10 protein-coding genes and 1 pseudogene are annotated in these 12,914 nt (G+C 60.4%); 4 read left to right on the top strand and 7 right to left on the bottom strand.

The annotated features are described in order from the left end of the window. The 3 genes and pseudogenes from AACV02_RS10075 to AACV02_RS10065 all read left to right on the top strand — a co-directional run. Positions 1-2,065, top strand: a 2,065-nt coding sequence (locus AACV02_RS10075; protein ID WP_177413698.1) for an RHS repeat-associated core domain-containing protein, incomplete at its 5' end; no start/stop codon positions are given. After that, a complete protein-coding gene (locus tag AACV02_RS10070; RefSeq protein WP_119739319.1) occupies positions 2,062-2,469 on the top strand; it encodes an Imm50 family immunity protein in 408 nt (135 codons plus the stop codon). The genes AACV02_RS10075 and AACV02_RS10070, both read left to right, overlap by 4 nt. A 670-nt stretch (positions 2,470-3,139) precedes the next feature. Beyond that, positions 3,140-3,388, top strand: a pseudogene (locus AACV02_RS10065) (terminase); the annotation flags it as partial. A gap of 6 nt (positions 3,389-3,394) precedes the next feature. On the opposite strand, the gene AACV02_RS10060 reads toward AACV02_RS10065, so the two are convergent. The 3 genes from AACV02_RS10060 to AACV02_RS10050 all read right to left on the bottom strand — a co-directional run bounded on the left by AACV02_RS10060 (position 3,395) and on the right by AACV02_RS10050 (position 5,366). Further along, entirely contained in the window at positions 3,395-4,192 is a 798-nt protein-coding gene (locus tag AACV02_RS10060; RefSeq protein WP_106576845.1) for an acyl-CoA thioesterase, read from the bottom strand. A gap of 90 nt (positions 4,193-4,282) precedes the next feature. Further along, complete coding sequence (locus tag AACV02_RS10055) at positions 4,283-5,044, bottom strand: CHAD domain-containing protein (protein WP_119739313.1); 762 nt, start codon at positions 5,042-5,044, stop codon at positions 4,283-4,285. A gap of 43 nt (positions 5,045-5,087) precedes the next feature. Continuing rightward, the gene (locus AACV02_RS10050; RefSeq protein WP_010176194.1) at positions 5,088-5,366 is read right to left on the bottom strand and encodes a hypothetical protein; all 279 of its coding nucleotides are present in this window, start codon (positions 5,364-5,366) and stop codon (positions 5,088-5,090) included. 215 nt (positions 5,367-5,581) lie between these two features. On the opposite strand from AACV02_RS10050, the gene AACV02_RS10045 reads away from it, so the two are divergent. Beyond that, positions 5,582-6,619, top strand: coding sequence for a patatin-like phospholipase family protein (locus tag AACV02_RS10045; RefSeq protein ID WP_106576847.1), 1,038 nt, complete (start codon positions 5,582-5,584; stop codon positions 6,617-6,619). A gap of 122 nt (positions 6,620-6,741) precedes the next feature. Here the strand turns inward: AACV02_RS10045 and AACV02_RS10040 are convergent, their stop codons facing one another. The 4 genes from AACV02_RS10040 to kdpB form a co-directional block, all read right to left on the bottom strand. Beyond that, entirely contained in the window at positions 6,742-7,431 is a 690-nt protein-coding gene (locus AACV02_RS10040) for a response regulator (protein ID WP_106576848.1), read from the bottom strand. Between the two features lie 37 nt (positions 7,432-7,468). Continuing rightward, the gene (locus tag AACV02_RS10035) at positions 7,469-10,120 is read right to left on the bottom strand and encodes a sensor histidine kinase (protein ID WP_119739311.1); all 2,652 of its coding nucleotides are present in this window, start codon (positions 10,118-10,120) and stop codon (positions 7,469-7,471) included. A 126-nt stretch (positions 10,121-10,246) separates the two neighbouring features. Continuing rightward, positions 10,247-10,792 carry a potassium-transporting ATPase subunit KdpC gene (gene kdpC, locus AACV02_RS10030; RefSeq protein WP_106576850.1) on the bottom strand — a complete coding sequence of 182 codons (546 nt, stop codon included), beginning with the start codon at positions 10,790-10,792 and terminating at the stop codon, positions 10,247-10,249. Positions 10,793-10,856: 64 nt separating this feature from the next. Further along, the gene (gene kdpB / locus AACV02_RS10025; protein ID WP_372239291.1) at positions 10,857-12,914 is read right to left on the bottom strand and encodes a potassium-transporting ATPase subunit KdpB; all 2,058 of its coding nucleotides are present in this window, start codon (positions 12,912-12,914) and stop codon (positions 10,857-10,859) included.

Genomic DNA, 12,914 nt, shown 5'->3' with positions numbered 1-12,914 from the left:
CAGCTACAACCCCTACGGAAAAATCACCTCCGAACGTGATGAACTGGGCCACGTCACTCGTTACGAATATGCCGACGGTTTGCATCTGATCAGCCGCCGTCTCAACGCCGATGGCACCCAGGTTAAATACCGCTACGACAACGTGCGGTTATTGCTGACCGAAATCGAAAACGAAGTCGGCGAAACCTACCGGCTGGATTACCATCCCAACGGCCTGATCCAGCAGGAAATCGGCTTTGACGGCCAGCGTACGGCGTACGTCTACGACCTCAACGGCAACCTGCTGGTAAAGACCGAACACGGCGACGATGGCAGTCAGTTCATTACCCGCTACGAGCGAGACCCTTCCGGCCGCCTTGTACGAAAAACCCTGCCAGACGGTGGAGTGGTCGATTACGCCTACGACCGCCAGGGCAACCTCCTCAGCGTCGACGACGGCCACTGGGCGTTAGCCTACGAATACGACAGCCAAAACCGCCTCATCGCCGACCACCAAGGCTGGGGCACCCTGCGCTACGGCTACGACGCCTGCGGCCAGTTGAAAAACCTGCGCCTGCCGGACAACAACCGTCTCACCTTTAACCACGGCAAAAGCGGCCACCTCGCCACCGTCGAGCTGAACGGCAAAACCCTAACATCCCACCTCTTCAACACCGGAAAAGAACGCCAACGCCAGCAAGGCCAACTGCTCAGCCGCTACCACTACGACGAGCAAAACCGCCTGCACGCCCACGCGGTGACCCAGGAAGAACACAACCTCTACCGCCGCCATTACGACTACGACAAAACCGGCAACCTCACCCGCCTGCTCGACACCCGCAAAGGCGAACACCACTACCACTACGACCCCCTCGCCCGCCTGACCCGCGCGGATCATTCGCAAGACCAGCAAGAGCGCTTCGGCCACGACCCGGCGGGTAACCTGCTCATGCAGGATCGTCCCGGCCCGGACATCGTGGCGGGGAATAGGTTGGTGATCCAAGGCGATCATCATTATGACTATGACGCCTTCGGCAATCTGATCCGCCAAAGACGCGGCAAGGGTCATCAACTCGTCACCGAGTACCGCTACGACTGCCAGCATCGGCTGATCGGCATTACCCAGCCGAACGGGCAAACGGCCAGCTATCGCTATGACCCGTTCGGTCGGCGTATCAGCAAAACCGTCGGCGACCTAACCACGGAGTTTTTCTGGCAAGGCGACAAGCTGGTTGCGGAGCATCACGCGGACAGGCATCGCAGTTACCTCTACGAACCGGACAGTTTCCGTCCGCTGGTCCTGCTGGAGGGCTTTGGTCCAAAAAATACCCAGCCCTTCCACTACCAACTCGCCCACCTCGGCACCCCGCAGGAACTCACCGCTCCCGACGGCGAAATCGTCTGGTCCGCGCACTACCGTGCCTTTGGCCAGATCAGCCGCCTCGACATCAACACAATCGACAACCCGCTGCGCTTCCAAGGCCAATACTTCGACGAAGAAAGCGGCCTGCACTACAACCGCCATCGCTACTACAATCCAGATATTGGTCGTTACCTGACACCTGATCCTGTGAAGCTGGCGGGTGGGATCAATGCGTACCAGTACGTGCCCAACCCTACAGGGTGGATAGATCCGTTAGGGCTGACTGCCAATTGCCCACCCAAAGGAGCGAGGCAGCCACGCTGTAAAACACCGAACGAACCGGACACTCCCGAAGTTTCTCGCAAAGGAGCATTCAGGCAAGCTAAAAGAGATGCAAATATACCAATGGTGCAGCGCCCTGACGTCTTCGTAGACCCAGAAACAGGAAGAGAAAAACAATACAAGATAGAAAGAATGACAGACCTGAACGATAAAAATATATTGAATAACAACGGCTTACCGATTGACACAAGGGTCTATCAATTTACAAAATCTGACGGCTCAAAAGTGCTTATACAAGACCACTCAGCAGGGCATAATTTTGGCAGAGCAGATGGAATAGGAGACCATTCCGCACACTTCAACTTACGACCAATTGATAAACCCCGAAAAGGCAGCATACCCGGGGCAAAGGAACACTATCCATTTAGGAAGCAAAAATGAAATATTGGAATGAATTAGACGGAAGTATATTTTTCGGAAAGATTTTTAGCCAACCGATAGCAATTGACAGGATTGCTCTTTTCTCCATGAGGATTGATAACGACCAACCCTGTGTCGGCCTAGGGTTTGACATACCAGAATTTCCGGACCAGTTGCCGGAAAAGTGGAAGAACAAAGGCTATAACACCTGCAGGACAGGATTAATTTGTCATAACATTAAAGAACTAAAAATACAAAACATACCCGCCCACGAGGTATTCAAGGTGGAAATAAAAAAACACAATGACCACTTCGAGTTTCACGCAACCAGCGAAAATGCCTCAATAGAATTCAAAGCCAGATTCATTTCACTTAGCGACCCTAATGTATATATAAACGGCCCAGATGATTACTATTTTAAATAACTAAAAACCATGAAACCAAAACTAAAACTAAACCTTATATCTTTACCCATTTCAGGCTGGGAAACCAGGGCACTCATCTCCATTTAAGTACCATTGGAAAGACGCGCACAGGAAAACTACCGGGTGCGAATGACCACCCTAATTTTGAGATTGGAAAATAAGTTTGGAATCATTTCGATAGAAGTGTTTTTAACAAGGTATTCCCCATACCGATTGCAACAGGAGAGATAGTCTTATTCTCTATAGATAGAGATAACGATAGACCTCATATAACTCTAGCATTGATATAGCTGAAATCCAGACAGACCAACCGAAAAATGGAACCTCGAAGGTTTCAACACGTGTCGCATTGATCTTAGCTATGGGGGACTTAGTGACATCACCATAAAGAATATCCCCCACATTCGACACGTTGAAAATAACAATATGAAAGTATGAGGATTTTTTTCGCGTGAACGCTGAGTCTGAGGAGTCGTTGATTGAATTCAAGACGTGATATCCGTCTCTCTGCGGGGCCTCCGTCTACATAAATGCCCCTGATTCCGCCAGTTATTAAAGGGTGACACCAACATCAAAGCTATGAGGCCGATAGCCAGCCCCAATTCGCCACCCCGCCCTCCCCTACATAAACTCTGTCCAAGCTACTTCAACGGACAGAGGATTCACCATCATGGGCAAACGTCATCCCAACTTCCCCGCCTGGCAATGGCGCATTCACCCAGAAACCCATCAGCACCCGACCAACCTGGGGCTGCAATTAATTGCCGTACCCCTGCTGATCATCGGTTTTCTGTTGATGGCATCCGGCGTGTTCAGCCTGAGCCTGGCCAGTTTTGCCGTCGGCGTGATCGGCGTGTTGGCAGGCGTGGCGCTTCAGCGCCACGGCCGCAAACTGGAAGCGCAAGGCAGCCAGCGGTTCTGAGGTTCAGGCGAAGACCACCACGGTCTGGCGGCTGATGGCGATCAACTCGCCGGTCGGGCTCCAGAGTGCGGCCGCGGCATGCCCGTAGCCGTCGCGGGCGTGTTCGATGTTGACGTAGTACTGGCACCAGTCGAGGGTGGTCAGGTCTTGCAGCGGCTGGATAAATTCAATGGTCCAGGTTAGCGTGCTGCCCGGCGCCGGCTGGGTCAGGTGCGGAAGCAAGGCCGGGGGCCATGCGTCGACCAAGGCGAGGATGTGCGACTCGGTCAGCGGCTCTTCCTTTACATCACCGCGCAGGCGCACCCAACCGCCCATGTCGCGCGATTTGTTACCGGTGAACGGCAACCCACCGACGCTCCAGCGCATGGCCAAGTGGCGCATGAATTCGGGGGTCACGCCCTTGATATAGGGCAGCTCCTGGCATTCATCCCAGTGTTTGAAACTAGGCGGCGCCTCGCTCGCGACATCTATCACTGACTCACGCGGCGCACCAAAGCTGGCCTGCACCAGCGTCGCCACTTCACCGTTCTGCACCACGCGGCCAAGCAACTGGCTGACCGCTTTGCCTTCACGCAACACTTCGACTTGATAACTGGCCGGCACATCCGGCGCAACGGGGCCGACAAAGGTGATGGCCAAAGAGCGCAGGGGCCGGTCTGCCGGCACTTGGGCGCGCAAGGCTTCGTATTGCAACGCAGCCACCAGGCCACCAAAGGTCGCGCGGCCCTGAGCCCATTCGGCGGGGATGGTCACGTCCAACGGGTTGTTACGGGCTGCGTCGAGCAAATCACTAAAGCGCATGGCGACCTCACATCAAGAAAACCGATGGGGCGATGTTAACCATCGGGCTGACAAGGTACAGCGCTCATTCCGGCCAAAAACCGGACCGGCCTAGAAACAATCCGCGCTGAGTTTGTCCAGCACCCGATCCGCCTCGCCTTCTGCCTTGCTCATGGTGCGATGCCACATTGGCACGCAGGGTTGCAAATCCGCTTGGTGCCCGGCCTGCGCCAGCCACTGCCAGCAGTCGTGCCAATCGCCCAGAGCGCCTTGGGCTAGTTTGAGGCGCGACATGGCTTTGGCAGGCAGTTTGTCCAGTTCGGGGTAGGCCTCGGCGGCGTAACGCACACGCTTGATCAGCAACCGCAGGCGGTGGCGATCATGGGTCGGGTCTTTGAGGGCATCACCGAGTTTGTGCCATTGCTTGCCCAAGCGCTTCTCGATGCGCGGGCGCAGGCCCTTGAGCAGTTTCTGGTGCTGCGAAGCCCGGATAAAGCGTGGGAACGCGTCGAGAATCTGCAGCAAGTGAGCCACTTCCGGGCTCTGCGCCACATGGCGATAGGCGTCGGGTTGCAGGCGCAGGCGCCGTTCAGCGGCCTGGTGATAGCCGTGCTGATGCAGATACGCCGCCAGGACCTCGCGGTCGCGTAGCGGCGTAGTCATCTGGCCGACTGTGCTGGCGGCCAATTCGAGTTGTTCGACTCCCGGCAACCCGCGCAGCGGGCGCAACAAACTGCGCAGGCGCCGCACAGTGGTGCGCAGGTCATGCAGGGCTTCATCGTCGGTGACGGCGGCGAGGCGAGCCTGGCAGCTCAGCAACCCTACTTCCAGGCCAATGACCTGAGCGACTAACTGATCGACCAAAGCTGACATGCCTTCCTCCCTTGACGATGAATATCCTGGTTGCCGCTAGGACTTAACGTCCGGCGCGCGACTCACGAATATAGAACCGCGCCTTTTCGGCCTTGTTGGAGCAGCCTTCAAACGCTTCGAATTGCTGCTGGGTCTTGGCGCCAGTCAACAAGGACAATGCCTTGGAGTAGCTCACGGTGCCGGCAAAACCTTCAGCCTTGGCCAGGTCCAGCTCATGCCACGCGGCATCCAGTTGCGTGCCACAGCTGTCGCGGTATGCGGTTTTCCCGGCACAGCCGGCCAGGGCCAACACAATCACAGGCACACACATCCAGGCTTTCATCGATGACACCTCAAATAAAGAAAAACAGTCGTAGGGTGTAGACGTTGCCTACAAGGAAAAGTGCCTTGTCCGCAGCCTGAAATCAGAGCGCCCATCGTCAGAGCATACCCGAGCACTGCGCTTATCCTGGAAAAATATTACAGCCCCCGGCGAAGATTGAAGCTTGCCCCTCAATGGGTGCATTGTGAGCACCTGCCTTGGGAAGGACATGGACCATGAAGAAGCGTGTTGCCTTGGTGCTGGGCTCCGGTGGAGCCCGCGGTTATGCCCATATCGGCGTGATCGAGGAGATCGAACGGCGCGGCTACGACATTGCCTGTATCGCCGGCTGCTCCATGGGCGCCGTGGTGGGTGGAATCTATGCGGCCGGCAAGCTTGACGAGTACCGCAACTGGATCGAAAGCCTCGACTACCTCGATGTACTGCGCCTGGTCGACGTAAGCTTTCGCCTGGGTGCGATTCGTGGCGAAAAAGTCTTCGGCCAGATCCGCAAGATTGTCGGCGAGATCAATATCGAAGAACTGCGCATTCCCTACACCGCCGTAGCGACAGACCTGACCAACCAACAGGAAATCTGGTTTCAGGAAGGTTGCCTGCACCAGGCCATGCGCGCCTCCGCGGCGATTCCAAGCCTGTTCACGCCCGTGATGCAGGGCAACCGAATGCTGGTGGACGGCGGTCTGCTCAACCCGCTGCCGATCGTGCCGGTGGTGTCGAGCCACTGCGACTTGATCATCGCGGTCAACCTCAACGCCACCAATCAAAAACATTACCAACTGCCCGTGATCCAGCGTCCGCCGGCGTTCAAAAGTCGTTTCAACAGCTTGGCCAAGTCATTGGGTTCACACCTGCCGTTTCGCCGCAAACAAGCCGAACAGTTGATGAAGCTTGAGCAGGAGGCTTTGCACGCCCAGACAGCGGAAATTAACCCCTGGCTGGAATCGGCCGAACCCGAATCCCAGCAACCTGCGGCTGCACCGGAGAAGGCCGGGGCGCCAAAGTCAGCAACCGGTTCGTTCATCATCGACAACGTCGGGCCGGCGTCGCTGCTGGACCTGATCAACCAGAGTTTCGAGGTGATGCAGACATCGCTGGCGCAGTACAAGATCGCCGGTTACCCGCCGGACGTGCTGATCAACGTGCCGAAGCGTGTGTGTCGGTTTTTCGAGTTCTACAAGGCGCCGGAGTTGATCGCTTTGGGGCGGGAGATTGCCAGGGATACGCTGGACAAATATGAGAGTGAGCAGAGTTGAAATGTGTGCTGTGACTGATGGCCCTATCGCGGGCAAGCCCGCTCCCACATTGTGATCTGTGAACACATTCAATGGTGGGAGCTGGCTTGCCTGCGATGAGGCCTGCGCGGACGCCGCGAAACTCAGGCATTCAACAACCGATACCCCACCCCCGCCTCAGTCACGATAAACCGTGGCTGAGTCGGGTCATCCGCCAACTTCTGGCGCAAATGCCCTACCACAATGCGCAGGTAGTGACTGTCTTCAGTGTGGGTCGGCCCCCAGATATCCTTGAGCAATTGTTGCTGGGTGATTACCCGCCCCGGATGCCGCGCCAGTTGCGCCAGCACCGCGTACTCCTTGCGGGTCAGCGCCACTTCGGCACCGTCCAGCAGCACGCGGCGATAGGCCAGGTCCACCGTCAGCGGGCCAAAACTCAAGGCCGCTTCCTGAGCCTCCCCCGCCGGTGCCTGGCGCAGCAGCGCGCGAACGCGGGCGAGAAACTCCTGGATACCAAAAGGCTTGGTCACGTAATCATTCGCGCCGCCATCCAGCGCTTCAACCTTCTGCACTTCACTGGCGCGCACCGACAGCACCAGCACCGGCACCGTCGACCACTCGCGAAACTCGCGCAGCACTTGTTGGCCGTCCATGTCAGGCAGGCCGAGGTCGAGCACCAGCAAATCCGGTTTGCTCAACGCCGCTTGGGCCAGGCCCTCGTTACCGGTGCCGGCCTCGATCACCTTGTAGCCCTGGGAGGCCAGGCTGATGCGCAGGAATTTGCGAATCTGCGGTTCGTCATCAATGACTAAAATCGTCGCGGTCTGGCTCATGGTGTCCAATCAAAATCCGTGAAAAAAAGAGGGTAGCTCAAGCCTCGCGTTCCAGGCCAGGCTGAGTCGGCAACGGCAGGAACAAGGTGATGCACGTGCCCCGTCCTTCAATGCCCTCGGCGACGCTGATACGCCCACCGTGTGCGCCGACCATGCCCTGGCAAATCGCCAGGCCCAGGCCCGTGCCCTGCCCGCCGCGATCACCGCGGGCGGCGGTGTAGAACATATCGAAAATCTTCGCGCGCTCGTCTTCGGGAATCCCCGGCCCTTCATCGGCTACCGCAAAAAACAATTGGTCATCCGCCACGCCCGCGCTCACCTCCAAACGGCCTTGGGCGGGTGAGAAACGCGCGGCGTTTTCCAGCACGTTGACCAGCGCCTGTTCGATCAAGGCGGCGTGCACATACAGCAACGGCAGCTCGGCCGGCACGTCAGTCTTGACCTGCAGCGGCGCCAGCACCGCGCGCAAACGGCCAAGGGCGCTGCCGACGATATCGCCGGGCGAAACCCAATCACGCGCCAGTTTCAGCGCACCGTGGCCCAGGCGCGTCATGTCCAGCAAATTCTGGATATAGCGGTCCAGGCGCTCGGCTTCATCGCGGGTGCCCTCAAGCAATTCGCGGCGATCCTCCAGAGGAATCGCCTCGCCGAGCGCCAACAGGCTGTCGATGCTGCCGCGCATCGACGTCAACGGCGTACGCAGGTCGTGGGATACAGAGGCCAGCAAGGCGCTGCGCAGTTGCTCGGTTTCGCCGTGCAGACGCGCCGATTCCAGCTCCTGCGCCAGTTGCGCCCGCGCCAACGCCTGGGCCAGCGGCTGGCTCAATGCGGTGAGCAGGCGACGACGCTGCCCGCTCAGCTCCAGGCCCGGTTTGGGGCTCACGCCAAGCAAGCCCAGCGGCCCCTCCTCGCCCGACAGCGGCCACCACCACCAGCGCCCGAACGGCAACGTGCCGGTGCCCATGCCGGCCGGCTGATCGTGCTGCCAGGCCCAATCGGCGGCGGCGCGTTCGGATTCGGTGAGGTTCAGCGCGGAACCGGTCTCGACCTGCCAGTCTCCATGCGCGTCCCGGTTGACCAGGCAAAGCTCCAGATCGCTCCAGCCTTCCAGATGATGGGCCGCCGCACTGATCACCGCCTGGCGATCGGTGGCGGCGGTGAGTTTGCGCGACAGGTCGAGCAGTTCGCTGGTCTCTTCCTGAGTATCGCGCAAGGCCTGCAACTGCCGACGCTGACGTGCGGCCAGGTTGCCGGTCAATGCCGCCATCAGCAGAAAGAACAGCAGGGTCAACACGTCCTCCTCGCGCTGGATGGCGAAGGAGAAATTCGGCGGAATAAACAGAAAATCGTAGGTCAGAAACGACAGCGCCGCACACACCAGCGACGGCCCCAGGCTGCTGCGCACGCCCACCAGCAATACCGCCGCGAGAAACACCAGCGAGATGTTCGGCAGCGGCAACACGCTGGCCACGGCCCAGGCCAACGCCGCCGCCACAATCGTCGCGACGACTGCCAGGCCATAATCGAACCACACCAACCCGCGCACATCCGGCAGTCGCGGCGGTGCGGGCATGTCGTCGCTGTCGAGCACGTTGATTTCCAGACCGCGCGCATTGCGCAGCAAGCGTGCCGCCAGCCCACCGCCGAACAACCGACGCCGCCAACGCATGCGCGACTGCCCGACCAGCAGCAGGCTCGCGCGGCGTTCGGCGGCATGCTGGATCAGCGTCTTCGCCACCTCGCCCGCGCGCAACAACACCACTTCGCCGCCAAGGCGCTCGGCCAGTTGCTGGGCGTTTTGCAGGCGCAGGCGCGCTTGCTCATCGCGCGCGCGGCCGTTGTCGATATGCACCAGGCTCCAGGGCAAATGTCGGCGTTGAGCGACGCGGCTGGCGTGACGCACCAGGCGTTCGGCCTGCGCATCGCCATCCACGCCCACCAGCAAGCGGCCGCGCACCGCCGGCGCAGCCTGGCCCAGTTGCCGATAGCCTTGGGCCAGGTCGTCATCGACGTGGGCGGCGGCGGTCTGCATCGCCAGCTCGCGCAGGGCCATCAGGTTGGTCTGGGTAAAAAACGCGTCGATGGCCGCACGGGCCTGCTCCGGCACATACACCTTGCCGTCGCGCAGACGCTCCAGCAGCTCGCGCGATGGCAGGTCGATCAGCAGCAACTCGTCTGCCTCTTGCAGCACCCAGTCCGGCAGGGTTTCGCGCACTTGCACGCCGGTGATCCCGCGCACTTGGTCGTTGAGGCTTTCCAGGTGCTGGACGTTGACCGTGGTGAACACGTTGATGCCGGCGGCGAGCAGTTCCTGAATGTCCTGCCAGCGTTTTTCATGCCGGCTGCCGGGGGCGTTGCTGTGGGCCAGTTCGTCGACCAGCACCAGCTTGGGCTTGGCGGCGAGCAGGCCATCCAGGTCCATTTCTTCGAGCATCACGCCGCGGTATTCGGTACGCACCAACGGTTGCTGCGGCAAGCCGCTGAGCAAGGCCTCGGTCTCGGCGCGGCCGTGGGTTTCGACCACCCCGGCGATCAGCCGCACGCCCTGGCGCAGCTGGGTGTGGGCGGCCTGGAGCATGGCGTAGGTCTTGCCCACGCCCGGCGCAGCGCCGAGAAAGACTTTGAGCCGGCCACGGCCGTCCCGGGGCAGATCGGCTAAGAGGGCGTCGGCGCGGCCGGAGTCGCTCATGCTTTGCGGTTCCTTCAGGTGTTTATCTGGAGTCCTTCAGGCCGCTATCGCGGGCAAGCCCGCTGCCACAGTTGGAATGTATTCCCCTGTGGGAGCCGGGCTTGCCCGCGATGACGGCACCACTTCTTACAACTTTTCCAGCGCCATGTTCAGCGCCAACACATTCACCACCGGCGGCCCCACCAACGGGCTTTCGATGTGCTCATCAAGCAAGCGCTGCAGGGTTGCCACCGGCACATTTCGTGCGGCTGCCACCCGCGCCAGTTGATAGGCAATCGCCGGTGGAGGCAAGTGTGGATCAAGACCGCTGCCAGAGGTAGTCAGCGATGCCAACGGCACCGGCCCCTGGCCTGGCACTAGTTGTTTATTGGCATCATCGAAAACACGCGTGGCCAACGCAGGGTTGCTTGGGCCCAGGTTACTCGCGCTGCTGGAAACCGTCGCAAATGCGCCGGCCGACGGGCGCGGATGGAACCACTGATCACCGGTAAAATCCTGGGCGATCAGGCTGGAACCGCGCACTTTGCCGTCGGCATCGCGCACCAGGCTGCCGTTGGCCTGGTCAGGAAAAGCGACCTGCGCGACACCGGTCACCACCAATGGGTAGGCGACGCCGGTGATCAGGGTCATGAGTACCAGCAGGCTCAAGGCCGGGCGGATCATGGTGGACATTTCAGATTCCTCACGTGAGTCATTGCAGCCTGGGGGCGCCGACGTGGCGCCCACAGGAATCGGGTCAAACCAGGTGCAGCGCGGTCAGCAGCATGTCGATTGCCTTGATGCCCACGAACGGCACCACAATCCCGCCCAGCCCATAGATCAGCAGGTTGCGACGCAGCAACGCCGCCGCACTCGCCGCCTGCACGCGCACACCGCGCAGCGCCAGCGGGATCAGCACCACAATGATCAGCGCGTTAAACACAATGGCCGAGAGAATCGCGCTCTGCGGGCTCTGCAAATGCATCACGTTGAGCACGCCCAATTGCGGGTAGATCGAGGCGAACAGTGCCGGCAGGATCGCAAAGTACTTGGCCACGTCGTTGGCGATGGAAAACGTGGTCAGCGCGCCGCGTGTTACCAGCAGTTCCTTGCCGATCTGCACCACGTCCAGCAGCTTGGTCGGGTCGCTGTCGAGGTCGACCATGTTGGCCGCCTCGCGCGCCGCCTGGGTACCGTCGTTCATCGCCATGCCGACGTCGGCCTGGGCCAGTGCCGGGGCGTCGTTGGCGCCGTCACCACACATGGCAACCAGACGACCGTCGTTCTGTTCGTGGCGAATACGCGCGAGTTTTTTCTCTGGCGTGGCTTCGGCCAGCACATCGTCCACGCCGGCTTCGGCAGCAATCGCCGCAGCGGTCAGCGGGTTATCGCCCGTCACCATCACGGTGCGAATCCCCAGTTTGCGCAGCTCGGCAAACCGTTCGCGGATGCCAGGCTTGACCACGTCCTTGAGGTGGATCGCACCGAGCAACTTGCCGTCGGCGCACACCAGCAAAGGTGTGCCGCCGCTTTGGGCGATCTTGTCGATTTCCCGCGAGAGTGCCGGTTGCAGGTCGCGGCGTTGTTGGCCGATAAACGCCAGCAGCGAATCCACCGCGCCCTTGCGGAACACACGGCCTTCGTAATCGACACCGGACAAACGCGTTTCAGCACTGAAGGGCACCGAGGTCAGTTGGTCCAGGGTCGGCTCAGCCTGCGGGTGCAAGGCGCGCAGGTATTCGACGATGGATTTGCCCTCTGCGGTGTCGTCCGCCAGCGATGCCAGCAGCGCACCCTCGGCCAAGTCCCGACCACTGACGCCAGGCGCGGCGATCACTGCCGCGCAGCGACGGTTACCAAAGGTGATGGTGCCGGTTTTATCCAGCAGCAACACATGCACGTCACCCGCCGCTTCCACCGCGCGCCCGGATTTGGCGATCACATTGAGGCGCACCAGACGGTCCATGCCGGCGATACCGATGGCCGACAACAGGCCGCCGATGGTCGTAGGAATCAGCGTGACCAACAGTGCGACCAGGAACACCAGCGGCAAGCTGCCATTGGCGAAGTGCGCGAACGGCTGCAGGGTGACCACCACCAGCAGGAAGATCAGGGTCAGGCCGATCAGCAGGATATCCAGCGCGACTTCGTTGGGAGTTTTCTGGCGTTTGGCGCCTTCCACCAGGGCGATCATGCGGTCCAGCGTGGACTCGCCCGGGTTGACGGTGATGCGGATCAGCAACCAGTCCGACACCAGCCGCGTGTTGCCGGTGACAGCCGAACGGTCGCCGCCGGACTCGCGGATCACTGGCGCGGACTCGCCGGTGATCGCCGCCTCGTTGACCGCCGCAATGCCTTCGATGACCTCACCGTCACCGGGGATCATTTCTCCGGCGGCGACGCGTACGACGTCGCCTTTGCGCAAGCTGGTGGCCGGCACGACCTTGAAGCTGCCGTCGGCCTCCTTGCGACGTGCGCTGAGGCCTTCACTGCCAGCCTTGAGGCTGTCGGCGCGAGCCTTGCCGCGACCTTCGGCCAAGGCTTCGGCGAAGTTGGCGAACAGCACGGTGAACCACAACCACACGGCGATCTGCACGGCGACAAACGTCGGCACGGCGGTGTCGGGCACGAAGCACAACACGGTGGTGAGGATGGCGGTCAGCTCGACCACCAGCATCACCGGCGAACGTTGCAGCTGGCGCGGGTCCAGCTTGACGAACGCCTGGCCCAGCGCCGGGCGCCACAAGGCAGAGATGGCGGTTTTGGCGGGCTCCTGGGTGTGCACCGGGGCCGCATTTTTTGCAGGCATATTCAT

Origin of the sequence: Pseudomonas sp. Larv2_ips (genome assembly GCF_963879675.1) — a bacterium.
Taxonomy (GTDB): domain Bacteria; phylum Pseudomonadota; class Gammaproteobacteria; order Pseudomonadales; family Pseudomonadaceae; genus Aquipseudomonas.
Note: the sequence above shows the minus strand (reverse complement) of the source record. Positions and strands in the feature narration are given on the sequence as shown.

What these genes read in the sequence shown, in the direction of transcription:
- AACV02_RS10070 (WP_119739319.1), top strand. Translation starts at nt 2,062, where the DNA reads ATGAAATATTGGAATGAATTAGACGGAAGTATATTTTTCGGAAAGATT.
- AACV02_RS10060 (WP_106576845.1), bottom strand. Translation starts at nt 4,192, where the DNA reads ATGCGCTTTAGTGATTTGCTCGACGCAGCCCGTAACAACCCGTTGGAC.
- AACV02_RS10055 (WP_119739313.1), bottom strand. Translation starts at nt 5,044, where the DNA reads ATGTCAGCTTTGGTCGATCAGTTAGTCGCTCAGGTCATTGGCCTGGAA.
- AACV02_RS10050 (WP_010176194.1), bottom strand. Translation starts at nt 5,366, where the DNA reads ATGAAAGCCTGGATGTGTGTGCCTGTGATTGTGTTGGCCCTGGCCGGC.
- AACV02_RS10045 (WP_106576847.1), top strand. Translation starts at nt 5,582, where the DNA reads ATGAAGAAGCGTGTTGCCTTGGTGCTGGGCTCCGGTGGAGCCCGCGGT.
- AACV02_RS10040 (WP_106576848.1), bottom strand. Translation starts at nt 7,431, where the DNA reads ATGAGCCAGACCGCGACGATTTTAGTCATTGATGACGAACCGCAGATT.
- AACV02_RS10035 (WP_119739311.1), bottom strand. Translation starts at nt 10,120, where the DNA reads ATGAGCGACTCCGGCCGCGCCGACGCCCTCTTAGCCGATCTGCCCCGG.
- kdpC (WP_106576850.1), bottom strand. Translation starts at nt 10,792, where the DNA reads ATGTCCACCATGATCCGCCCGGCCTTGAGCCTGCTGGTACTCATGACC.
- kdpB (WP_372239291.1), bottom strand. Translation starts at nt 12,914, where the DNA reads ATGAATATGCCTGCAAAAAATGCGGCCCCGGTGCACACCCAGGAGCCC.